Annotated in this window: 21 protein-coding genes; 5 read left to right on the top strand and 16 right to left on the bottom strand. The window is 37.1% G+C overall.

Going from position 1 to position 22,677, the window contains the following annotated elements:
* Window positions 1–48: 48 nt before the first annotated feature.
* Entirely contained in the window at window positions 49–816 is a 768-nt protein-coding gene (locus tag IGJ55_RS06600; protein WP_207121305.1) for an SDR family NAD(P)-dependent oxidoreductase, read from the top strand.
* A 459-nt stretch (window positions 817–1,275) separates the two neighbouring features.
* Here IGJ55_RS06600 and IGJ55_RS06595 read toward each other — a convergent pair whose 3' ends face one another.
* The 7 genes from IGJ55_RS06595 to IGJ55_RS06565 all read right to left on the bottom strand — a co-directional run bounded on the left by IGJ55_RS06595 (window position 1,276) and on the right by IGJ55_RS06565 (window position 7,154).
* Window positions 1,276–2,133, bottom strand: a complete 858-nt coding sequence (locus IGJ55_RS06595) for a DegV family protein (RefSeq protein WP_069638601.1) — start codon at window positions 2,131–2,133, stop codon at window positions 1,276–1,278.
* The gene (locus IGJ55_RS06590) at window positions 2,126–2,695 is read right to left on the bottom strand and encodes a DUF1836 domain-containing protein (RefSeq protein ID WP_069638602.1); all 570 of its coding nucleotides are present in this window, start codon (window positions 2,693–2,695) and stop codon (window positions 2,126–2,128) included. The genes IGJ55_RS06595 and IGJ55_RS06590 overlap by 8 nt, the downstream gene beginning before the upstream one ends.
* Before the next feature lie 141 nt (window positions 2,696–2,836).
* On the bottom strand, window positions 2,837–3,466 hold the full coding sequence (locus IGJ55_RS06585; RefSeq protein WP_069638603.1) for a MarR family winged helix-turn-helix transcriptional regulator: 630 nt from the start codon (window positions 3,464–3,466) through the stop codon (window positions 2,837–2,839).
* A 188-nt stretch (window positions 3,467–3,654) separates the two neighbouring features.
* Window positions 3,655–4,302, bottom strand: a complete 648-nt coding sequence (locus IGJ55_RS06580) for a TIGR01906 family membrane protein (RefSeq protein WP_429950848.1) — start codon at window positions 4,300–4,302, stop codon at window positions 3,655–3,657.
* Between the two features lies 1 nt (window position 4,303).
* On the bottom strand, window positions 4,304–5,074 hold the full coding sequence (locus IGJ55_RS06575) for a TIGR01457 family HAD-type hydrolase (protein WP_429950846.1): 771 nt from the start codon (window positions 5,072–5,074) through the stop codon (window positions 4,304–4,306).
* Window positions 5,075–5,080: 6 nt separating this feature from the next.
* Window positions 5,081–5,740, bottom strand: coding sequence for a YutD family protein (locus IGJ55_RS06570; RefSeq protein ID WP_069638606.1), 660 nt, complete (start codon window positions 5,738–5,740; stop codon window positions 5,081–5,083).
* 34 nt (window positions 5,741–5,774) lie between these two features.
* Window positions 5,775–7,154, bottom strand: coding sequence for a bifunctional metallophosphatase/5'-nucleotidase (locus IGJ55_RS06565; protein ID WP_069638607.1), 1,380 nt, complete (start codon window positions 7,152–7,154; stop codon window positions 5,775–5,777).
* Between the two features lie 91 nt (window positions 7,155–7,245).
* Here IGJ55_RS06565 and IGJ55_RS06560 point away from each other — a divergent pair, with 91 nt between their 5' ends.
* Window positions 7,246–7,704, top strand: a complete 459-nt coding sequence (locus IGJ55_RS06560) for a methylated-DNA--[protein]-cysteine S-methyltransferase (protein ID WP_429950844.1) — start codon at window positions 7,246–7,248, stop codon at window positions 7,702–7,704.
* Window positions 7,705–7,819: 115 nt separating this feature from the next.
* Here the strand turns inward: IGJ55_RS06560 and IGJ55_RS06555 are convergent, their stop codons facing one another.
* The 7 genes from IGJ55_RS06555 to IGJ55_RS06525 all read right to left on the bottom strand — a co-directional run bounded on the left by IGJ55_RS06555 (window position 7,820) and on the right by IGJ55_RS06525 (window position 14,487).
* Entirely contained in the window at window positions 7,820–8,242 is a 423-nt protein-coding gene (locus IGJ55_RS06555) for an Asp23/Gls24 family envelope stress response protein (protein ID WP_069638824.1), read from the bottom strand.
* Between the two features lie 27 nt (window positions 8,243–8,269).
* On the bottom strand, window positions 8,270–8,503 hold the full coding sequence (locus IGJ55_RS06550) for a DUF2273 domain-containing protein (protein ID WP_069638609.1): 234 nt from the start codon (window positions 8,501–8,503) through the stop codon (window positions 8,270–8,272).
* Between the two features lie 12 nt (window positions 8,504–8,515).
* Window positions 8,516–9,079, bottom strand: a complete 564-nt coding sequence (gene amaP / locus IGJ55_RS06545; protein WP_429950842.1) for an alkaline shock response membrane anchor protein AmaP — start codon at window positions 9,077–9,079, stop codon at window positions 8,516–8,518.
* 200 nt (window positions 9,080–9,279) lie between these two features.
* Entirely contained in the window at window positions 9,280–10,461 is a 1,182-nt protein-coding gene (locus IGJ55_RS06540) for an AI-2E family transporter (RefSeq protein WP_069638611.1), read from the bottom strand.
* A 237-nt stretch (window positions 10,462–10,698) separates the two neighbouring features.
* Window positions 10,699–12,387 (bottom strand): RNase J family beta-CASP ribonuclease, encoded by a 1,689-nt coding sequence (locus IGJ55_RS06535; RefSeq protein ID WP_207121849.1) that lies wholly within the window; start codon window positions 12,385–12,387, stop codon window positions 10,699–10,701.
* A 31-nt stretch (window positions 12,388–12,418) separates the two neighbouring features.
* Complete coding sequence (dapA, locus tag IGJ55_RS06530) at window positions 12,419–13,291, bottom strand: 4-hydroxy-tetrahydrodipicolinate synthase (protein WP_207121850.1); 873 nt, start codon at window positions 13,289–13,291, stop codon at window positions 12,419–12,421.
* Window positions 13,292–13,431: 140 nt separating this feature from the next.
* Window positions 13,432–14,487, bottom strand: coding sequence for an aspartate-semialdehyde dehydrogenase (locus IGJ55_RS06525; RefSeq protein ID WP_430607798.1), 1,056 nt, complete (start codon window positions 14,485–14,487; stop codon window positions 13,432–13,434).
* A gap of 371 nt (window positions 14,488–14,858) precedes the next feature.
* Here IGJ55_RS06525 and IGJ55_RS06520 point away from each other — a divergent pair, with 371 nt between their 5' ends.
* Together IGJ55_RS06520 and IGJ55_RS06515 are read left to right on the top strand one after the other, a co-directional pair.
* Window positions 14,859–16,505, top strand: a complete 1,647-nt coding sequence (locus IGJ55_RS06520) for an alpha-keto acid decarboxylase family protein (protein WP_430607796.1) — start codon at window positions 14,859–14,861, stop codon at window positions 16,503–16,505.
* Window positions 16,506–16,598: 93 nt separating this feature from the next.
* Window positions 16,599–17,057 (top strand): S-ribosylhomocysteine lyase, encoded by a 459-nt coding sequence (locus IGJ55_RS06515; RefSeq protein ID WP_069638616.1) that lies wholly within the window; start codon window positions 16,599–16,601, stop codon window positions 17,055–17,057.
* Window positions 17,058–17,227: 170 nt separating this feature from the next.
* On the opposite strand, the gene IGJ55_RS06510 is transcribed toward IGJ55_RS06515, so the two are convergent.
* Complete coding sequence (locus tag IGJ55_RS06510; RefSeq protein ID WP_430608134.1) at window positions 17,228–18,046, bottom strand: ZIP family metal transporter; 819 nt, start codon at window positions 18,044–18,046, stop codon at window positions 17,228–17,230.
* Window positions 18,047–18,206: 160 nt separating this feature from the next.
* Between IGJ55_RS06510 and spxB the strand changes: the two genes are divergently transcribed.
* Complete coding sequence (gene spxB / locus IGJ55_RS06505; protein WP_430607794.1) at window positions 18,207–19,934, top strand: pyruvate oxidase; 1,728 nt, start codon at window positions 18,207–18,209, stop codon at window positions 19,932–19,934.
* Between the two features lie 125 nt (window positions 19,935–20,059).
* Here spxB and IGJ55_RS06500 read toward each other — a convergent pair whose 3' ends face one another.
* Window positions 20,060–22,453 carry a MucBP domain-containing protein gene (locus IGJ55_RS06500; protein WP_430607792.1) on the bottom strand — a complete coding sequence of 798 codons (2,394 nt, stop codon included), beginning with the start codon at window positions 22,451–22,453 and terminating at the stop codon, window positions 20,060–20,062.
* Between the last annotated feature and the right edge of the window lie 224 nt (window positions 22,454–22,677).

Here is a 22,677-nt window from a genome sequence, read left to right as displayed (position 1 = left end):
CTATACTATGAGTGTAACATCAATTTTACTTTTCAGGAGGAAGAAATCATGAAGTATACAGTTATCACAGGTGCTAGTTCAGGTATTGGCTGGGAAACAGCAAAAGCATTTAGTAAGCAGGGAAAAAATTTAATTTTGATTGCACGAAGAACAGAGCTACTTAAGCATTTAAAAGAAGAAATACTTGTCGACTTCCCTACACTTGACATCGTTCTTCAAACAGTTGACTTATCTCAAGAAAAAAATATTTTTACTTTGTACAATAATTTGAAATCATATGATATTGAAACTTGGATCAATAATGCTGGATTTGGTTATTATCATGGTGTATCAGATCAAAGTTTAAATACGGTTAGTCAAATGCTACGTTTAAATATTGAAGCTGTGACTTTATTATCCACGCTTTATGTCACCGATTATGAAAATGTAGCTGGTGCTCAATTAATCAATATTTCTTCGGCAGGTGGTTATAAAAATGTCCCTAACGCTGTCACTTATTGCGCAACAAAGTTTTATGTCAGTGCTTTTACAGAAGGAATCGCGTTAGAACTACAAGCTAAAGGCGCACCTCTCAAAGCAAAAGTTTTAGCTCCTGCAGCAACAGAAACAGAATTTGCACAAATAGCGAATGGCTCAAACTCTTATGATTATACTAAAGGCTTCACAACCTTTCATACAGCGAGAGAAATAGCAGAATTTCTTATCAAGCTGTACCAAAGCCAAGAAGTCGTAGGTCTCGTTGATCGAAACACATTTAACTTTCACTTATCCGGACCGCTCTTTGATCATTATCAAACAGGAATAAAAAATATATAAAAAGAAGGAGTCTGTATAAACGGTGGAGCAGAAGCAATCACTACGCTTCGCTTCGATCATATCAAATTCTAAGTGCTAAAGCACTAACATTTGAAGGCTTCAGAAATAAGCTGAAATTGTTGTAAAACACCGTGAACGTTATGAACTGATGTTACACAATACCTACTTGGTCACAAAAATTTGAAGAGTACCAATTAGGAAGCATTCAACATCTTAATTAAACATTCCGTGTTTCTTGTCATTTTCGTGAATTTCTTCTTATTGCTGTAAAACACAACGAAGTATGAGTTTATGTTGCTCAGTACCTACGTGGTTCTCGGGATTAAACACTCCTGTCCAAACCACCTTCTATATAATAGCGTAAATCCAGTGAGTAATCTCTCAATTTTTTGATAAAAAGCAAATGAAAAAATTACCAGCAAAGTCATTTGATTAAATGCCTTTTGCTGGTAGTTAACTTTAATCTAAAAGTTGAATGCCGATCCCTAATAGTCCCGGTCCTGTATGAACAACTAAAGCTGGACTGATCGTTCCAAAATAAATTTTTTCTGCTTGAGGAAATTGTTCTTTTAATTTAGCATAGAATGCTTCGGCCTCTTCAACCGCTTGTCCTTGGGCAACTGCTAAAACAAATTTTTTATGATCGCCAATAAAAGCCTTCACTAAATCAAACGTCTTTTCTAAGCTTTTCTTCCTACCGCGAGCTTTGGCGACCGTATGATAAACTCCCTCTCCGTTACAAGAAATGATCGGGTTCAATTTTAACGCATTTCCTAAGATGGAAGCAACCAACCCAATGCGTCCGCCTTTTTGAAGATATTCAAGAGTAGCAACGTTAAAATAAACTTTTGCTTTTCCTACATTAGCAGTCAACGTTGTTTTGATTTCGTTCCACGAATGACCTGCCTCTATTAACTTTGCGGCTTCAATTGCTTGGAGACCACTGCCGATCCCAATGTTTTTTGTGTCTAAAACGTATGTTTCTAATCCTTCAAATTCTTCTGCAATTAAGCGAACAACATTATATGTCCCACTCAATCCACTAGAAATCGTAACAGCCAATACTTTTTCATAACCATCTGTTTTGATTTTTTCAAAAATATTGGTAATGGTTTCGCCATCAGGTAACGAGGTACTAGGAATTTCAACAGCTAAACCCTCGTATACTTCTTCAGGTGTAATGTCTACTTTATCTGTATAAATACGATCTTTATAAATAATTTGTAAAGGGATCATATACATTCCATATTGTTCCACTAATTCTTGCGGAACATCTGTCCCTGAATCCACTAATAGAGCAATCTTTTCTTTATTCATTCTCATATTCTCCATTTTCTTCTATGTTTTTTTGTGCTAACTCAATAACTTTTTCAGTGAACAACTTTGTTGCAAATGACAAGGTAGCCCCTTTGACGATCATAAATTCTACTGGAATCGATTGATCGAAAGCTGCGACGGGTTCATTCCCCAAAGCTTGGGCAACAACTACTGCTATAGCTGCTTCTTGCTCATCGCAAAATAGATCATATGCTTCACGAATACCAACCGCTGCTCCTTGATATAAAATACCTTGTTTGATTTCTGGTATTGTTAGTACTTGTTTTAATAAAGTAATCGCAATCAAAAAAGCTAAGTGCTTTTGATTATAGCGTTTTTTATTAGGTGGTGGAATCAGCCCTAATTTCACATAATTATTGACCATCGAAGAGGTCAATAATGTGTGTTTTTCTTTTAATATAACTGGCGATAGGTAACGCTCAACCAATGTGATCACTTGATCCATATACAATTCCAGCTCGGGTAATTCATGCCATCTTGGCAAATGAACATCTACCAACGCTTTGCCCCATACTTGTAAAGAGGATTTTATTTCATTCATAAGATCCCTCCTTCTATTTACTAAAACAGTTTAACATTATTTCGAAAAACATTCAATCTAGTTTTAAAAACTAGATTGAATTTAATAAAAAACAAGCTTTCTTTAAAAGAAAACTTGTTTAACGTCAAATATTGTAATTTCTTAAAAATCATCAAAGCCCTCTTCTTCATCCGTTTGTTTGAACGGGTCAAAAGCAAATTTTCTGCTTTTTTGAAAACCTACTGCACCAAAAAGGTTGCGCGGATCAAAATCTGGGGCCATTTTTCCATGTGCATCACTAAATCCTCTTGCGCGCCCTCCATGTCTACCACTCATATGCGGTCCTCTAAAATCACGCTCTGCTTCAGGAATTTCAGCTTCTAAAGCTTCAAGTAATTTGCTCATGATGCTTTTAAATTCTTCTTGTTCTGATTCAGATAACACATCAAAGATCGTTTCTTCATCTTGTTTGCTATTTTCAGCAGCCGCTCTCCCAGCTTCAGTTAATCGGATCACCATCACACGGCGATCACTTTCGAGCGGCTCTCGGCTGATATAACCATTCTTTTCTAACTTGACTAATAACTCACCTAAAGATTGAGGGCGCATATCTAAAAGATAAGACAATTCTTTTTGAGTCGTTTCAGGTTTAAGTTTCAACAAATTCAATACTCTGCCTTGTCCCCTATGTGGATTACCAAAAGGTCCATGTTCTCTACGACGTTTCATAAAATAGCGTTGCATCATTGCTTGTAAGCTTAGAAACTGTTCCATTAATGTTTGTTCTTCCATCGGTGATTCCTCCATTAAACAGAATATAAATCAGGTACCTGTCTTATATTGTAAAGGTACCTACATTAAATGTCAACAATTAAATATAAACGTTACTATTTCATTTCATTTTTTTTAAGAAGCTACCTGATCAAAAAAAGGTTACGAGAAATATACTCTATGAGTTATTTCTCGTAACCTAACCTTCTTTATAACATTTTTAGTTCTCGTTTTCCAAAAATAATACCGATCAAGAAAAACAATTCCAACAAAATAAAAAATAAAATAAAGCTATGCATAAAAAATACTTCCGGTAAAGCATTGATAATTGGATCTGTAGCCGGATCAAATAACCAATCATCATTATTAAAAAATACACCATGAAACGCCACAAAAAACTGATCAAAGCCAATCGCCATCAACACTGCAAAAAATACTGGTATGATCATTCCCCATTGAAATGGACGAATCAAGCGCCACACTCTTTTTTCCTTAATCAAGCGGAAAACAAAAAGACCACTTGGAATCACCGTAATGACCAACACTGCATAACAAAGTAAAAACAGACGCTTTACTTCATAAAAATGAAAGGCTCCACTTTTTGAAACAGGGAAATCTGATAGTTGTAATATATGATTAAAAGGATTATTCAAATATCCCATCAATTGTCCATAGTTTTTTAGTAATGTTGGTTTATCAATTGAAACATAGTCTAAAATAGCCAAAGAATCAATATCGCTACTATACAATGGTCGAAAATTGATTGTTATGGTAATACTCAACGCAATAATCGTTAGAATCAAACACGCGATCCCTAAACGTTCAACCCAGATCCAGTTGCTCTTTGCCCTTTTCATCTCAAAAAACCCATTCGTCTAAAGAATCAACAACATATGTTGGCTGTTCAGCTAAATGTGGAACTGCAGATTTTGCTGTAAATCCAGATAGGACTAGTAAACTATCGATATTATTTTGAAGTCCCGATTGAATGTCCGTTTCATAATTATCACCGACCATGATTACATCATCTTTGTTTAAGCCCATCACTTTTAAAGCTTCATCCATAATGATTGCATTTGGTTTTCCAATCATGACAGGATCTGTTTGCGAAGAGGTTTGAATCAACGAAATAAATGAACCTGCACCTGGTAACAATCCACGTTCAGTTGGAATACTTTTGTCAGGATTCGTTCCGATGAACAGAGCGCCATTTCTGATACAAAGAGAAGCAACGGCAAGCTTTTCATAATTGATCTCAGTATCCAAGCCAACGACAACATAGTCTGGTGACTCTTCATCCCAGACAAATCCAGCAGACAAAATCAAATCCACTAGCCCTGATTCTCCAATCACATAAACGCGCTTCCCTTTGCCTTGTTCTTTCATATAGTCAATAGTTGCCAAGCTCGCTGTATAAATCGTCTTAGCGGGAACCTGAATATCAAACTCTTCACTAAGTCGTTTAGCAACCGCTATTGGAGTCTTTGTCGTATTATTCGTCACAAAAAGGAAAGGGATGTTCAATTCTTGCAATTGTTCAACAAATCTTTTTCCTGCTGGAATCACTTCTTTGCCTAAATAAATTGTACCGTCTAGATCGATCAAATATCCTTGATAATGTTTTTTCACAGATGATTACTCCTCACGTTGACGAATTGTAAATGAACGTCCTTTACCGACGCTTTTCTCTTGATTGCCAATGATTGCTTTTTTAGGTTGGTTTTCTTTGCGATTTTTAATTACTGGTTTTGTTTTATTTGATACAGGTATACGTTTTTCCTCTGTATGTGCTTGGTTTTGATAAGCTGGTTTTTTAGTTGTTTTTTTACGTCGTGTTTGTTGCTTTTCTCTTTTGCCGCCAACGCGCTCAATGACAAAATAGGCACAACCAAAATTACAATATTCATATAAATAGTCTTCCAACGTATCAATTCTCTGCTCAGGTGCCGCTTTACGATTCGTCTCATTGAAAAACCCTTTTAAACGAAGTTGATCATATCCCCAATCACCAACGATATAATCATATCTTGAAAGAACATCACTAAAACGTTCGCCCAATCTTTCAGCATCAAATGCTTCTCGATGATTTTTTACTAAAAGGTACTGACGTTCGCCGATCGTTACATGTTTCTCATCAATAAGCGAAACGATCTCACCTTTTTTCTTTTCTTTGACAGGTTCTTCTTTGATTTCTTCAAGAACAGCTGTGATTTCTTCCGTTAAGGTTGCTGCTGGTTCTTCTTTATGTTTAACTGGTTTGGTTGATTTATATGTTTTTTTTACTTTATCTGTCATTTTTTCACCGCCTAAATTTTATTATACCTTGTTTTTAAAGGATTGGGTAGTGCGTCTTCAAGTAGTTTCCTAATACGGTTCGCAAAAATTCTGGAAAAATAAAGTCAACAGATCCAGCTAATTCGATTGTTGGAAAAAAAGGAATAAACATGAAATGGTCGATTGTTGTAAACGTGTAGTTACTTTCTAGTTCAATGGGTCGATGATTCCATAAAACTTCTTCCTTTTGCTTATTGTAAGCAAGACCATCATAATAAAGCTCCCCAAAAACCTTGCCGCGAAAACCCATTCCCATGATCGGAAACTTACGCAAATAATCACGATTTTTTTCCATTTCTTTGACCATACGAACCAAGTCGTGACCTGATAACGTCACACGGATCAGATGCATCGGATGTGGTAAAGCTTCATGCAGTTGATCAGCATTTACGATTCCCTTTGGTATATCTGTTAAAAATAAGCCATTATTTAAAATTGCGACTTCGGTTTGCCCTTTTTCTTTTAACGCTTTTAATGCCGTGACCATTAAAGGGTGTTCTGCATTCAAATCACTCAACAATGAATGAGGAATTTTAGCAATTTTTTTTGTTTTCAGTAAATGATGCCCTAAAGTTAGATAATCATCGATTTCCTTTTGATCTTGCACTAATGTAGGTAATTCAGCCGTTGCAATCGCTTTTGCTCCACTCTGAATAATTTGCCCTTTGTCCACTGATAACTGTACTTCACCTATATAATTACCAAATTTGCCTGCAGCAGAAAGCTGTGTCCCATTAATTTTTTCACCATACTTAAACAAATGATGTGTGTGTGAACCTAGCAACACATTGATCTCTGGGAATGCATTTGCAATTTTAAGGTCTTCATCAATTCCTAAGTGACTCATTAAAACTAAGATATCACACTTCGGCTGAACTTCTCTAATCAATTGCGGCAATACTTCTTTAATCGAGCGAATCTCCCAACCATTTGGTGCATAGGTTAAAGGAAATGGCGCAGTCAACGCAATCAAGCCGATTTTTGTCTGCTCTTTTGTTTCGATGATTTTATATGAACTCGTCCAAGCTGGCGCTTGATGTGTCGTTAAATCAAACAAGTTACCTAATAAAACCGGAAAATCCGCATGATCATACAACTGATTCAACTGCTCTTTTGAGTTACCGACCCCTTCATTATTCCCAATCGTCGCTGCATCATAGTCGACTTCATTCATCAATGCTATATTTGCTTGACCATCTGTCGCTTCTGTCAAAGGATGCCAACGATCAATAAAATCACCTAAATCAACAGTCAAAACAGTCTTTCCTGCCTCGGTATATTTTTTCTTTTGAAGAGTCAAATAGCGTCTGATTTTAGGCCAATTCTCTAAATGGGAATGTAAATCATTTGTATGAAAGATGATGATATCTTCCATTGTATCGCCCCCAATTTCAATCTATAAAAATATAGTACCACACTTCAAGATGGAGTATAATAAAGTAACGATTTAAATAAAGGAGAAAACTATGAAAATAACTGTACCTTTTGGTTCGCTTTGGTTAGATGCTGATGATAAAGGCCTCACAACTGTCGCTTTTTTTGAACTTGCTGACCATCAGACGAACCAGTATACAGAACTTGCAGCAAAAGAACTTGCAGAATATTTCTCAGGTAAACGAAAAGTATTTTCAGTTCCCTTATCGATCAATACCGGGACCGATTTTCAAAGAGCTGTCTGGGATGCACTTGCTCAGATTCCCTTTGGTGAAACACGCAGTTATCAAGCTATTGCACAGGCTATCGCGTCACCAAAAGCTGTGCGAGCTATTGGACAAGCAAATAGTAAAAATCCGCTACCGATCATTGTACCTTGCCATCGAGTAATCGGTAAAAACGGTAAACTAACAGGCTATTTAGGTAGTATCGAGCATGACGGTCTTAGTATAAAAGAATTTTTGTTACAATTAGAGCATGTAACACGCTAAAAAGAATAAGGGTGAAGCAAGACTTTTTCTAGTTTTGCTTCACCCTTTAAACGAAAGTAAATACTTTATCAATTGATTGTTGCTTTATATAGAATGAAAATTCGTTCAAAAAATATTAATTACGATCGGTATTTTGATCGCTATCTTTACCGCGATATTTCTCCAAGTATTGTTCTTTAGTCATGACATCATCTACATTCATATTAAATTCTACAAGATCTAAACCTGTCATATGATGAATAGATTCTTTTACTTTTTCAACTGTTTGATCAAATACTTGTGCAATATTTACATCATATTTGCAGATTACTGCTACATCAACAGCTACCTGCTTCGTACCAACTTCAACACTGACTCCTTTTGTAATGTCCTCATTCTCTCTAAAACGATCAGCAAAATCACTGAATAGATTGCCGCTCAACCCTAGAATACCATCAATATCTGAAATAACGACACCAACGATTTTTTTAATCACAACATCTTCAAATGTTAATTTTGCTTTTAACTCCCCTGAATTTCTTTCTACTGCGTCTACCATTTGCATCGACTCCTTCTAAATAATTTTTTAAATCCCTATCATAGACCTAACTGAATCTATCAAGGAATAAATATCCAAGTCTTCATCACGCATTTTCCCGATAACATATCCGACCCCTGCAAAAATCACGAGGACAAGTGTTTTCCAGAACCCGATCAATAATAACAATAAGGCTAATAGCAGAAATACCATTGTCCAAATGATCCGAAAGCGGTAAGGTTTAAGCAATTTTTCCCAACGGTCTTTCTTTTCTTGGTCCATCATTTTCCCCTCCTAAACCACTCGTGATTGTTTTTTACTAAAAGCTGAGGACTCTGTAGGCTCTTTTTCTCTTAAGTAAACCGTTACTCGACTATCAATCGATTCAAGTGTCTCAGCTAATGTATTTTGTAGCTGTTGGGTGATTTCTTCGGCCATTGGCTTAAAGCGTTCTTTACTTCGAACATCGATCCTTACTTTCACCGCTACTTTTTCTTTTCCTTTGATTTTAACCATCATCTTCGTTTTATCTGGATGAATGATCGTACCATATGATTCTTGTACGATTTGTTCGATCGTGCTTTTTGGGATCTCAATTTGATTTTTGCCTTCTTTTATCACCAGACGTCTTCTACTTCCAGAAACGGATAACACAACCAGCAAGCCCAAAACCAACAGTCCTCCTAATATAAGTAATGTTCCTTCAAAAACCATGAACAATTTAGGATACTGATAAATAAGCGCTTCTACTTCATAAGATAACCAAGGAATAGTGATCAATTGGCTAAGTATAGTCAACGTGCCAATAAATAAAAGAAGAATCACGAATCCAATAATAATTTTCAGTAATCGTTTCATCTATTACCCTCCCCTATCATTCATTATTTTGTTCATATCTAAATTGTAACGCCTAAAAAAAAGTATTACAAAAGATACGAATTATCATTTTCCACGAAGTGGGAGTTTAACGCTAATACAACAAGTAAAAAAAGAGTAATTGATTATAAGTCCCAACAAAAAATTGCTCTTTTAGTCAAAATCAATTACTCTTTTTCTAATTATTCATCTAAATACTCTTCTTTAGAAAATTCAGTATCTTCATATTCACCACTGTCACCATAGAAATGATTATATCGTTGTTTGAACTTACGAAAAACATAAGTCACAAAGACTTTAGCAATCGCATAAATTGGAATCCCAAAAATCAATCCGAACATCCCTAACAAATCACCCATCACCAATAAAACAATCACGATTGTTAATGGATGCACAACTAGACGTTTCCCCATTACTTGTGGTGCAATCAAATGACCATTCAGCATTTGAACAAGCATCCAGACTAAGCTCATCTTAATAAACATTCCAAACGAAACCATCAAAGCAACGATTGCCGCTGGTATAAATGCTATCACTGGTCCAATATAAGGAATCACGGCTGTAATCCCCACAATGATCGACAAGGTTCCTGAATAAGGTACTTTGATTAACCAAAAACCAATGAAGGTCAAGATACCAATTGCGATTGAGACTAGTATCTGCCCTTTTAAATAGGCACCCACTTGACTACTCATTGTTGTACCGATTTCTTTGGCATCACTTCTAAAGCGTGGTGGTATAATATTTAAAACAAAGGAAAAAAACTTTTGATCATCTTTCAATAAGAAAAAGGTAATGATCGGTGCTGTCACCATCACAAGTGCAAAACCCGTTAAGGTTGAAAATACCGTAGACGCCCCTTCAACAGCTTTGCTAAAATAACTTCCGATCCCATCTGAAACATTATCAAACCAACGCTGAATTCCATCTAAGGCATTGGCTAATGGTTTTTCTAATGCAGAATTGTGGAAAAAATCAGTGACCATTTTGTTTAAGTCATTCATATACTGCGGAAAACTTTCGATCAATCCCTCTACTTGCTTTTGTAGGAGTGGTACAACTAAGATGATCCCGATCACAATCAACGCAATCAAGACAATAAAAATAGCTGAAACACCATAAACTCGTTTTATTTTATGTCTCTCTAACCAGTTGACCACTGGATTGAACAAATAATATAAAATCAATGCTAAAATCGTTGGCCCAATAATTGTTTTAAAGACAACTCCAATTGGTCCAAAAATAAACCCCACTTCATGAAAAACAAAAATCACAGCACCCAGTAATAATAAGGCTACTAATGTGAATAATAAATTTTTACCCCCAAGAAACTTGATCCAGCGGGTTTCTTGCTTCTTTTCCATTGTTATCACTCCTCAAAATCGACGTCTACAGGACTTAATTAACTTTCAAAAAGATAAACAAGTGACATTTCAGCTACCGTCAGCGCTTTTCCTAAAAACTTAGCCCATAGAACTCGTTATTTCCATTCTTTATTGTATCGAAAAAAATGATATCTGTAAAAAAATAATTGCTTTGTTTTTTACTATCAGAAATAAAAATCACTCAGCCACCGTAAACTGACTGAGTGAATGATTTCTTTAATTGGTAGCTTTGCGCCCTTTACGTTGAGTTGCTTCCATGATCACAGGAAGAATCACTGGACGTCTTTTCGTTTGTTCAAACAAGTAACGGCTTAATTGCTCGCGAATATCTTGTTTTAGTTTACTCCATTCAAAATCGCTGCTTTCAAGATGCTTTTCAACGATCTCCGTCACAATATGACTGCTTTCCTTCATCAAGTCTTTGCTAGTTTTCACATAAACAAACCCTCTTGAGGTAATCTTTGCAGGTGATACGATTCGTTTTTCACGACGATTGATCGTAACTACAGCGACAAAAATACCATCTTCTGATAAAATTCTACGGTCACGCAGGACAATATTTCCAATATCACCAACGCCAATACCATCGATCATGATATTATCAGCAGTTGTACTGCCAGCGACATTCATTTTTTGCTTGCTATATTCAAGGATATCTCCTCGACCAGTAATGAAAATATTTTTGTATGGAATCCCTAATTCATGAGCTAAATCAGCATGTGCTGCTAATTGACGGTACTCTCCTTGAATAGGAACAAAATATTTAGGTTTGATCAAATTTAACATCAATTGTAGATCATTAGGATTAGCGTGACCTGAGACACGCATGTTATCTGATATTTGTTTGACCACGCCACCAGCACGGTAAACGATATCTTCGGTTTTAGCAACAGCAGTTTCCATAGCCGTTGTCGGCGTCGTTGTAATGTATACCAAATCGCCTTCTTGAATTTTGACCACACGATGTGTCCCATTAGCCATTTTTTGTAATGACTTGATTGGTTCTCCCATTGTGCCAGTTTCTAAAATAACTAGCTGCTCTGCTTGATATTTTTTCATATCCTTCACAGTAATAATCAAATCTTCACTTGGTAATTTTAATTTATCCAGTTTAATCGCAGTATTGATGATCCGTTGAAAATCTTGACCTGTCAATACGATTTTACGATCTGAACGGTGTGCCGCATCTAACACTTGTTGGACACGCTGCAAATTACTAGCTACACAGGCTACGATAATACGACCTTCCCAATACCGAATCGTATCAAAAACTTCATCAGCAATTTGTAGCTCTGAAACAACTTGAGCCGGATTTTCAGCATTAGAAGAGTCACTCAGTAAAGCCAAAACACCTTCTCTGCCAATCTCTGCTACACGGCCAAAATCTGTTTGATACATCGGAATCGCACTCTGATCAAACTTGAAATCTCCTGTGTAAACAATGTTACCTTCTTTTGTCTTTAAATTGATTCCGATCGAATCAGGAATCGTATGTGTTGTGCGGAAAAAACTGATGGTAGCATGCTCAAAGTCAATTTCTGTATGAGCATCGACTACGTGAAAATCATTAAAGTCTTTAGAATCTGCATGATCTCCTACGTTTAATTTTGCTAACTCGATCGTTAATTCTGTCCCAAATACTGGTACATGAACTTTCGATAAAAGATACGGTAACGCCCCGATTGCATCGGCGTGACCATGCGTTAAGAAAATTCCTGCAACACGGTCGATGTTTTCCACTAAATACGTAAAATCGGGAATCACCACATCAATTCCTAATAGCTCATTTTCTGGATATTTTAATCCACAATCCAGTACAAAAATTTCATCTTCCACTTCTGCGATGTACATATTTTTTCCATTTTCACGAACGCCGCCTAAAGGAACGATTTTTATTGTACTCACTTACTTCACCTCTCTATATTCTTATACTGAATCAAATATCCAGTATGCTTAAAATTTTCGCTTTTTCTTCAGAAGTACAGGATACAAGAGGTAAACGTAGGTCACCAACAGAGATGCCCATGTGATTTAGAACTGCTTTCACAGGTGCCGGTGAAGGAGCTGAAAACAAGGCATCCATCTTCGGCAATAATTGCCGTTGAATACTTGCAGCTTGCTTGATTTCTCCATGATCCAACGCTTGAAACATCTCATACATTTCAGTGCCAAACACATGACTAGCAACTGATATTACCCCTTGTCCACCCAAAGCTTTATTGGAAAATGCTAAGGAGTCTTCTCCAGTATACACTAAAAAGTCTTTTGGTGCCTTTTCTATCAACTCAGTCAACGCATCTAGCCCGAAACATTCTTTGATCGCGATAATATTATCTAATTCGGCTAAACGCAAACTCGTTGCTACATCAAGGTTTGCGACCGTTCTGCCAGGTACATTATATAAAATGATCGGTAAATCACTCGCTTCAGCAATTGCTTTGAAATGCTGATACAAGCCTTCTTGATTTGGTTTATTGTAATAAGGGACTACAGCCAAACCAGCATCGATCCCTCTGATTGCTGAAATCTCCTGCACAAATTCAATAGAGTCCCTTGTATCATTGGTTCCCACACCACAGATGATCGGTACTCGTCCATCAACCAAACGAATCACTTCGTTGAATAACTCGATTTCTTCATCATGAGTCAACGTTGGCGATTCCCCTGTTGTTCCTGCTAAAATAATTCCTTCTGTATGATGATCAAGCAAGTGTTTCACTAATTGGGGCAGCTTCGCAAAATCGATTGCGCCGCTTTCATCAAAAGGTGTGACCATTGCTGTAATTATCGTTGCATTTTCTAAATTCATACTTACTACCTCCTATTTTAAGTAGCGTAACAGGCTCAATCGACCTTATAGAAAAAAGGGGAAATAACGTTGCGACGCTTTTTATCACAAACATAGTTTATTCTTTTTCTATGATTTTAGCCTGCATCGCTAAATGACATTTAAACCCTTACCAAATCCATCTCATGTAATGTTTCCGCAATTTGAACTGAATTCCAAGCAGCGCCTTTTAATAAGTTATCAGAAACAACCCACATATGGTAGCCTTTATCAATATCGATATCTTGACGAATTCTTCCAACAAATGTTTCTTTGCGGTCAATGCTCGTTAAAGCTTGCGGATAAAGTTGTTGACTTGGATCATCTTGTAAAACGGCTCCCGGTGCTTTTGCAATCAACTCTTTGATTTTGGCAACATTAGAACCCTCTTCTTTAACCTCAATGTAAATTGATTCAGAATGGCCAGATAGTACCGGAATACGGACACACGTCGCAACAACTTTGATGCTGTCATCTTCCATGATTTTCTTCGTTTCGTTAATCATTTTCCATTCTTCATACGTATAATCAGCGTCTGCAAAAACATCGATCTGTGGTAATGCATTGAATGCGATTGGATAATGCTTTTTATCACCACCACACGGCAAAATCGTTGCCGTCAATTGATCTGCAGGTGTTCCCTTGATATATGCTGTCGCTTGTGATTTTAACTCGTCCATCGCGTTGATCCCTGCGCCACTAACTGCTTGATAGGTTGAAACGATCACACGATCTAAACCATATGCTTGACGAATTGGTTCAAGTGCTACCATCATTTGAATCGTCGAACAATTTGGATTTGCGATGATTCCTTTGTGTCTTTTTAGTGCCTCAGGATTGACTTCTGGTACAACCAAAGGAACATCCGCGTTCATTCTGTAATGACTTGTATTATCCACCACGACTGCTCCACGCTTGACCGCTTCAGGGGCAAATTGTTTAGAAATCGTTCCACCGGCGCTAAATAAAGCAATATCCACATCCGTAAATGAGTCAGGTATTAGCTCTTCGATGACAAGTGTCTGCCCTTTAAACGTTACTTCTTTTCCCGCTGAACGTTTTGACGCTAATAATTTCACCTGATTGATTGGTAAAGATGTTTCTGCTAACATTTCGATCATTTTTGTGCCAACAGCACCCGTTGCGCCTACCACGGCAACATTATACATTTTTTTCATACTTAATTGATCTCCTCTCAAATTCCTGAAGAAAGTTGCTTTTTCTATTTTAACATAATATCGGCTTTTACTACATAGGAAGTAAAATGATTTTGCTATCTTTTCAGAAAAAGATAAATAATCTCTTTCAAATTCAACTTTAATAGCTTTCTTATTATTCGAGCAGGATAGTCGACTAAACGATTTTGCAGTTTTATACTTGCTTTAAAACTAGGGCACGAATAAAAATAGTAGGATGTTCGCTTCACGTCCTAGCATTTTGGGAAAAAGATGGAAGTTAAATGAGGGAAAAATATCTTAGGTAGTTTTTCCTCTTTTCCTGTCAAAGTGAGATGAGCCCGCTACGCTTTTAAATTTAGGAGGATGATCAGATGTACACTGTAGCAGATTATTTACTAGACCGCTTAAAGGAACTCGGTATTGATGAGATTTTTGGGGTCCCAGGTGATTATAATTTACAGTTCTTAGACCATATTACTGCAAGAAAAGATCTTAAATGGGTTGGTACTGCTAATGAGTTGAATGCTGCCTATATGGCTGACGGCTACGCTCGCACTAAAGGAATCGCAGCTTTTGTTACTACGTTTGGTGTAGGAGAATTGAGTGCGGTCAATGGCTTAGCTGGCAGTTTTGCCGAAAATGTTCCAGTGGTCGAGATCGTAGGCTCGCCCACTACTAGCATCCAAGAAACAAAAAAATTAGTTCATCATACCTTAGGAGACGGAAACTTTCTTCGTTTTGAAAAAATGCACGAAGAAGTGACCTCTGCGATTGCTCATTTAACTGCTGAAAATGCTTTAACTGAGATCGATCGCGTTCTTACGATTGCCCTAACCAGCAAACGTCCAGTCTATATCAATTTGCCAATTGATATTGCTGACGTTCATGCCACCAAGCCTCAAGCACCCTTAAATCAATTAACAAGTAAACTGACGGATGTAGAAGTAGCTATTTTAAGTAAAATCGAAGACGCATTACAGCAGGCTGAAAATCCGGTTATCATTGCTGGTCATGAGATATTAAGTTATCATATCGAACAACACTTAGATGAATTTATCCAAAAATTTAATCTGCCGATCACTACTTTACCCCTTGGAAAAAGTGCATTCAATGAAGAAGATGCTCATTATCTAGGAACCTACACAGGCTCAACTACTGCAGAACCTTTAAGAAGCCGTGTCGATACAGCAGATTTAGTGTTACTTTTAGGTGTAAAACTAACAGATTCTGCAACATCCGGCTTTAGTTTTGGTTTTACAGAAAAACAAATCATCTCAATTGGAAGTACAGAAGTTTTATTTTATGGAGAAAAACACCAAAAAGTCCAGCTAGACCGCTTTGTTGCTGCGCTCGCAACATTATCTTTTTCTAGATTTACAGACGACATTCTTCCAGTAAAACGGCAGTTAGATCTAGAAATCAAAGATAATAAGATTACTCAAAAATATTTTTGGAAGAGAGTGGAAGCATTTCTTGTAAAAGGAGATACAGTAGTCAGCGAACAAGGGACTTCCTTTTTTGGTATGACGAACGTACCGCTAAAAAAAGAAATGCGTTTTATTGGTCAGCCATTGTGGGGATCGATTGGGTATACATTCCCTTCTCTTTTAGGAAGTCAAATTGCCAATAAAACCAGCCGTCATTTATTGTTTATCGGAGACGGTTCACTGCAATTAACTGTGCAAGAATTAGGAACTGCTTTAAGAGAAAAACTAACACCAATTATTTTTGTGATCAATAATAATGGCTATACTGTGGAGCGAGAAATTCATGGTGCTACGGAGCAATACAACGATATTCCAATGTGGGATTATCAGAACCTTCCGTTTGTTTTCGGCGGAACAACTAACAATGTCACCGTCTATAAAGTCACCACTGAAAAGGAACTTAACAAAGCCATGACAGCGGCCAGACAAGATAATACCCGTCTCCAATGGATCGAAGTTATAATGGATCAAGATGATGCACCTGTTTTATTAAAAAAATTAGCCAAAATATTTGCCCAACAAAATTCTTAACAGAATCCACAGATAAAGATAAATCTATTGACTTTATAAAGTGTTTTGTTATAGTTAAAAGCGACATTTACTTAATTTGAAGGAGTGAATAACATGGCACGTGTTGAAAGTTTTGAATTAGACCATAATACAGTAAAAGCCCCTTATGTTCGTTTAGCGGGTACTGAAAAAAATGGTGAGGCGTTGATTGAAAAATACGATTTACGTTTCTTACAACCGAATGAAGACGAATTACCGACTGCTGCAGTTCACACATTAGAACACCTATTAGCTGTAAACTTACGTGATCACCTGGAAGGTATCATCGATATCTCGCCAATGGGTTGTCGCACTGGTTTTTACATGATCATGTGGAATGAACATTCACCAAAAGAAATTCGTGATGCATTGGTTAAAGTCTTGACCTTTATCGCAGAAACAGATTTTGTTCCCGCAGTTTCTGCTAAAGAATGCGGTAACTATAAAGATCATTCTTTATTTTCCGCACAAGAATATGCAAAGATCGTTTTAGAAAAAGGAATTAGTTTGGATCCGTTTGAACGCGTGATGTAAAACTTTATTTGACTAAAGAAAACGAGCAAGCAGGAAATGGTATTTCCTGCTTACTCGTTTTTTATTATGTGCTATAATTTGTCTCTTCATTCCCACAACCTTTTATTGCTTATTTTCTCATCCCGATACATTCTAAAACTAGACTATATTTCTAAATCAATTAAAGAAAATCATCCCAAAGCCACATCTAAAATCATCATAATAATAAACCCTAACATCACACCAAATACTGCAAAATGACGCTTACTAGTCACGGTTTGTTGTGCTTCTGGAATTAATTCTTCTACTACAACGTAAATCATCGCTCCCGCTGCAAATGCTAAGGCATACGGCAACAGCAATGTTACTTTACTTACTAAAACAGCCCCGATGATTCCTGCTATTGGTTCAACAATTCCTGATGCTTGTCCGTAAAGAAAAGCTTTTTTACGACTTAAATTTTCTTGTCGCAATGGAATTGAAACAGCAGCACCTTCTGGAAAGTTTTGGATACCGATCCCTAACGCTACAGAAATAGCTGCCAATACTGCTTTTTTAGGATCATCAGCGGAACTCGCTGCACCAAATGCAACGCCCACAGCTAAACCTTCTGGAATATTGTGTAACGTAATTGAAAAAACCAATAAAATCGTCCGTTTTAAATGACTTGGCAATCCTTCTTTTTCATGATTCGGCCCAAAATGCATATGTGGCAAAGTCTTGTCTGCAATATAAAGAAACAACCCACCTAACCCAAAGCCAAAACTAACGACCAGCCAAGCAATACTCCCATTTTCTTCCGCCTGCTTGATTGCCGGATCTAGTAATGACCAAAAACTTGCTGCAATCATCACACCAGCCGCAAATCCGAGCATCATATTCAGAATTTCTTTTTTAATATCCTTAAAAAAGAAGACCAAGCCAGCTCCTAAAGCCGTCATAAAATAAGTAAAACCTGTCCCCACCAATGCTTGCTGCCAAGCTTCCAAAGATAACAGCCAATCAATAATTATAAACACCCCATCTTCCCCAAATTCTTTTCTTCCCTTAACTTTATCATATCAGTGATTTTATAACCACGCATAATGCAAAAAAGGCTTTCGTTTGGTACAAAAATCTAGAACGAGTATACTTTAGATAGAAAGAAAATTAAGAAATGGAGTGAGTAAAATGGTCGAAACAATCAATGCTGCTGTTGCGATGATCAACGTTTTAGAAAGTTGGGGCATCGATCACATTTATGGCATACCAGGTGGTTCCTTCAACTCCACGATGGATGCCTTATATCAAGAAAAAAACAGCATCAACTTTATCCAAGTCCGTCACGAAGAAGTTGGCGCGCTAGCTGCTGCCGCTGATGCTAAACTAACCGGAAAAATTGGTGTAGCTTTTGGCTCTGCTGGACCTGGTGCGACTCATTTAATCAATGGTTTGTATGATGCTAAAATGGATCATGTTCCTGTCCTAGCTCTTTTGGGGCAAGTTGCGAGCGATTCAATGAATTACAACTCCTTTCAAGAATTAAATGAAAACCCTATGTTTGCTGACGTGAGTGTCTACAATCGAACCGTTATGACCCCAGAAAGTTTACCTCATGTCGTGGATGAAGCAATCAAAACGGCTTATAACTATAACGGTGTTGCTGTTGTAACGATTCCAGTTGATTTTGGAACAAAAGAAATCCCAGCACACAATAGTTCAACAGCTGAAAATCACCGAAAAGGTTTGGTCATGCCAAATTATCATGATCTAAAAAAAGCAATGCCTTTGATCAATGCTGCTGAAAAACCCCTTCTTTACATTGGACAAGGCTGTCGTAATGCCTGGCCAGAAATCAAAGCATTTTCAGAGCACTTTTCAATGCCTGTGGTCTCTGCTGTCCTAGGCAAAGGAATTGTCCCTGATGCTTATGAAAATTTTCTTGGCTTTGCCGCTCGAGTTGCAACTAAACCCGCAAATGAAGCCTTAGCAGAAACTGATTTGATTGTCTTTGTCGGTAGTGATTTTCCATTTGCGGCCAATTTCTTTAATCCGAGTGCAAAATTTATTCAAGTCGATACTGATTCTACTAAATTAGGTCGCCGTCATAAAACAGATGTCGCTATTTTAGGAGATGCTAAAGAGTCTCTAAAACGCATGGTGGAATTAGGTGAATCACGCCCATTTGATCGCTGGCTAAAAGCCAATCAAAAAAATAAAGTAAACTGGGTCAGTTGGTTAAGAAGTTTTGAAAATCAAGAGGATAAACCCCTTCGGGTAGAACCTGTTTTTAAAGAAATTCGTCGAATTGCTGATAAAGAAGCCATCTTTGTAACAGATGTTGGGAACACCACAATCCATGCTATTCGACTGCTTGAGATGAATGGTAAACAAAAATTTACTACATCAGGCTGGTTTGCTACGATGGGCAATGGTATCCCAGGAGGAATCGCTGCCCAATTGAGCTATCCAGATCGACAAGTCTTCACCTTGAGTGGAGATGGCGCATTTGCAATGGTCATGCAAGATATCATCACTCAGGTAAAATACAAACTGCCAATTATCAATATCGTTTTTTCAAATGAGTCTTTCGGCTTTATCGAGGCAGAACAAGAAGATAGTGAACAGAAGAAATTTGGTGTTTCATTAGAAGGAGCCGATTTTGGTAAAGTTGGCGAAGCACTCGGGGCACAGGGCTTTACAATAACAGACTATACGCAATTAGAGCCTGCCTTTACAGCTGCTAAAAAAAGCGAGCGTCCGGTTGTCATTGATATAAAAATCAGAAATACACGTCCTTTACCTGTTGAAGCATTGGTTTTAGATCCCGAAACTTTCAGTGAAGAAGAAATTGATGCTTTTAAAAAGCAATATGAAGTCCATGATTTACCTATTTTGAAAGAATTATTAAAAAGCTAATTAATAATAAACGTGCTTAACTCCCCCCTGCCCAATACGCTCTCTATGCATTGGGCAGGGGGGAGTCTATTTGTATGAGCCTAAGGTGGGATTTCGTTACAGTTGCTTTGCTTTAAGCTATTTTTTTATTCCGCTTTTTTCTTTTGTAGAAACTTTCCGAAGAAAGCCAATACTAAACTTAATAAACCCATCGTCATGACATCCGTATTATTAGTTTCGCCTGTATTTGGCAGTTTGTTCTTAGTTTGAGTACTTGATGTATTGCTGGTATTACTTGGTTTAGTTGTTGTTTCTGGTACTTTATTAGATAATGGTGTCACTTTGCCCGTCCCTGGATCTGACAATGTACCCGTTAGAGGATCTAGCGTAACTGCTGTTAATTTATCGCCTTTTCTCAGTTCTATTCCTTCTGGAACAGCTGTTTTCCATTTTCCATCTTTAGCGACATCTACAGTTACCGTAGTGCCATCAGGAAATGTTACGATTACTTTAGAATTAGGCATCCCATTACCAGTAACTTCTTTTGCTCCTTCTACTGCATCATCAACGGTTGGTGCTTCAATTTTTTTATAGATATACGTGACTTCTGTCGGATCGACATCATATTTACCAGAAGCATTTCTCGGTACTGCCATTAAAATATAGCCTGAAATTGGCTTAGGTGTCGTATTATATGGATCATCAAAAAATCCATCAAGTAAACCGCTCTCTGCGAGTGGTTTTCCCTTTTCATCGACATAATGAACCGTTACTTTTGTTGGTTTCTTTTTATAAACGTATTTAACCGTTTGGTCTTTGTCTGTATAGGTGCCCTCATTATTCACAGGAACCGTCACTATCTCATATCCTGGAATGTCTTTTGCTGTGGTCTTATAGTCATCTCCATATTCTCCTGGGACTAGTTCATTAGGTGAAATCGAGTTACCCTTTTCGTCAACATATTCCACATTGATATTGCTTTTGATTTTTGTATAAACGTACGTTACATCAGTTGGATCAACGGTATGATTCCCTTGTGCATTTGACGGAATCGTTTTGACAGTATATCCTTCGATTTCTTTAGAGGCTGTATTATAAGGATCATCGAAAAATCCGTCGATCAAGTCACTATCCGCAAGTGGGTTGCCCTTTTCATCGACATAATGAACGTTTACTTTTGTTGCTTTCTTTTTATAGACATAGCTGACTGTTTGATCTTTGTCTGTGTGATTGCCTGTTGCATTATTTGGTGTTGTCACTAACTCATATCCTTGAATATCTTTTGCGGTGGTTTTGTAAGGATCTTCATACTCACCAAGAATTATATCTCCTGTTGAAAGTGGTTCGCCTTTTTCGTTCACATATTCAATGTTGATATTGGTTTTGACTTTTTTATAGTAATATTTAACCGTTTGATCTGCTTTGGTATAGGTTCCGTTTTGGTTAGCTGGCATTTTTTCTACAACTAGTTCGTATCCAGTAATCTCTATTGGTGTTGTTGCGTAACCCAGCCCAATTTTACCGGAATAACTAGTATCATCTGTACTATAGATTTTCACTTGATTGCCATCTGAATCGACTAAAATATGTTCAACGATAACTTTTCCTGCTGTAATTTTGAACTTACCAGATGTTGTGTCAGTAATTGGTGCTGTCGAAACATAACCAGCTGGCGGCGTTTCTGTTACAATATTTGTGATTGTATATTCACCAGTAGCTAATTGATCGATATCTGGTTGTTCACCAGTTTCACCAAATTGAACAACATCACCACTTGCATCTTTAATTACCCAGGAATAGCTATAGTCACCATAAGTATCCGCGACATCTCTTCCTACTATAATCGAAGATGGATCTTCAACAACTGTTTCTGATTGATTAATTACGCCATCAATGTTTATTGAGGAGGCGGTTCTTTGAATATTGTTTGCAAAATAACCTGTATCTGAACCTCCTCTGGCATCTAAACCTTGCAGACGAAATTCATAAATCCCCTCTGGACCAGTTAAATAAGCAGTCATATCGACATTATTACCACTCTGAATTCCGCCGCCAGAAAGAAATTCATATTGATAACTTTTGGCAAAAGGATTATCAGGATCCTTACGTACAAAATTTATATGTACTGCATTTGTGTATTGATAGTCAATCTCTTGTACTGGAAGAACAACACCATCAACAGTTATGATAAAGTCCCCTATATTTCGAGGCATAACTTGATTCATTCCCTCAGATTTATTCTCCTGAGCTAAAGCTAGTTGCGAATGCCCAACAACTTCATTTGACTTAGCACCTTCCTCCATTATCTCAGTTGAAGTGGTTACTTCTGACATTACTTGTTTTGAATCACTTGTAGTTTGCTTAACTGAGCTCGTAAGACTCTCACCTTCAAACTCCTTAGCTGTTTCTCCTGATGCTTCGGTCATTTCTTGCTTCTCTATTTCTTCTGCAATTGCTTGAACCGAAGAATTCATTGTACCATATGGTAATGTACCCAAAACTAATGTTGAAACTAATAGTGTGTGTGTCCATTTTTCCATATTTTCTCTTCCTTTTTATGGTTTTTAAATACATATATATTTTCAATACTAATTATATCGCATTTGAAACCATTCTTTTCTCTTCTTTTTAGACAATAATCTAAAAAAAAGATAATTTCCTTCAAGTAAAAAATATAAATGTATTAGTTTGTACTTTCATCCAAAATGAAAAACAGTTACAAAGTCTATCGGTATCTGCTCTGTTTTCTTTTATTATAAATTTC

Source organism: Enterococcus sp. AZ170 (genome assembly GCF_050545135.1).
GTDB lineage: Bacteria > Bacillota > Bacilli > Lactobacillales > Enterococcaceae > Enterococcus_L > Enterococcus_L ureilyticus.
This window is presented reverse-complemented; position numbering and strand designations above follow the sequence as displayed.

Bases quoted from the DNA above. Each gene is read 5' to 3' on its own strand.
- IGJ55_RS06515 (WP_069638616.1), top strand. From the start codon at position 16,599: ATGGCACGTGTTGAAAGTTTTGAATTAGACCATAATACAGTAAAAGCC.
- IGJ55_RS06500 (WP_430607792.1), bottom strand. From the start codon at position 22,453: ATGGAAAAATGGACACACACACTATTAGTTTCAACATTAGTTTTGGGT.
- spxB (WP_430607794.1), top strand. From the start codon at position 18,207: ATGGTCGAAACAATCAATGCTGCTGTTGCGATGATCAACGTTTTAGAA.
- dapA (WP_207121850.1), bottom strand. From the start codon at position 13,291: ATGAATTTAGAAAATGCAACGATAATTACAGCAATGGTCACACCTTTT.
- IGJ55_RS06600 (WP_207121305.1), top strand. From the start codon at position 49: ATGAAGTATACAGTTATCACAGGTGCTAGTTCAGGTATTGGCTGGGAA.
- IGJ55_RS06555 (WP_069638824.1), bottom strand. From the start codon at position 8,242: ATGGTAGACGCAGTAGAAAGAAATTCAGGGGAGTTAAAAGCAAAATTA.
- IGJ55_RS06540 (WP_069638611.1), bottom strand. From the start codon at position 10,461: ATGGAAAAGAAGCAAGAAACCCGCTGGATCAAGTTTCTTGGGGGTAAA.
- IGJ55_RS06590 (WP_069638602.1), bottom strand. From the start codon at position 2,695: ATGAATGAAATAAAATCCTCTTTACAAGTATGGGGCAAAGCGTTGGTA.
- IGJ55_RS06580 (WP_429950848.1), bottom strand. From the start codon at position 4,302: ATGAAAAGGGCAAAGAGCAACTGGATCTGGGTTGAACGTTTAGGGATC.
- IGJ55_RS06585 (WP_069638603.1), bottom strand. From the start codon at position 3,466: ATGGAAGAACAAACATTAATGGAACAGTTTCTAAGCTTACAAGCAATG.
- IGJ55_RS06595 (WP_069638601.1), bottom strand. From the start codon at position 2,133: ATGAATAAAGAAAAGATTGCTCTATTAGTGGATTCAGGGACAGATGTT.
- IGJ55_RS06550 (WP_069638609.1), bottom strand. From the start codon at position 8,503: ATGGACCAAGAAAAGAAAGACCGTTGGGAAAAATTGCTTAAACCTTAC.
- IGJ55_RS06520 (WP_430607796.1), top strand. From the start codon at position 14,859: ATGTACACTGTAGCAGATTATTTACTAGACCGCTTAAAGGAACTCGGT.
- IGJ55_RS06560 (WP_429950844.1), top strand. From the start codon at position 7,246: ATGAAAATAACTGTACCTTTTGGTTCGCTTTGGTTAGATGCTGATGAT.
- IGJ55_RS06570 (WP_069638606.1), bottom strand. From the start codon at position 5,740: ATGACAGATAAAGTAAAAAAAACATATAAATCAACCAAACCAGTTAAA.
- amaP (WP_429950842.1), bottom strand. From the start codon at position 9,079: ATGAAACGATTACTGAAAATTATTATTGGATTCGTGATTCTTCTTTTA.
- IGJ55_RS06565 (WP_069638607.1), bottom strand. From the start codon at position 7,154: ATGGAAGATATCATCATCTTTCATACAAATGATTTACATTCCCATTTA.
- IGJ55_RS06525 (WP_430607798.1), bottom strand. From the start codon at position 14,487: ATGAAAAAAATGTATAATGTTGCCGTGGTAGGCGCAACGGGTGCTGTT.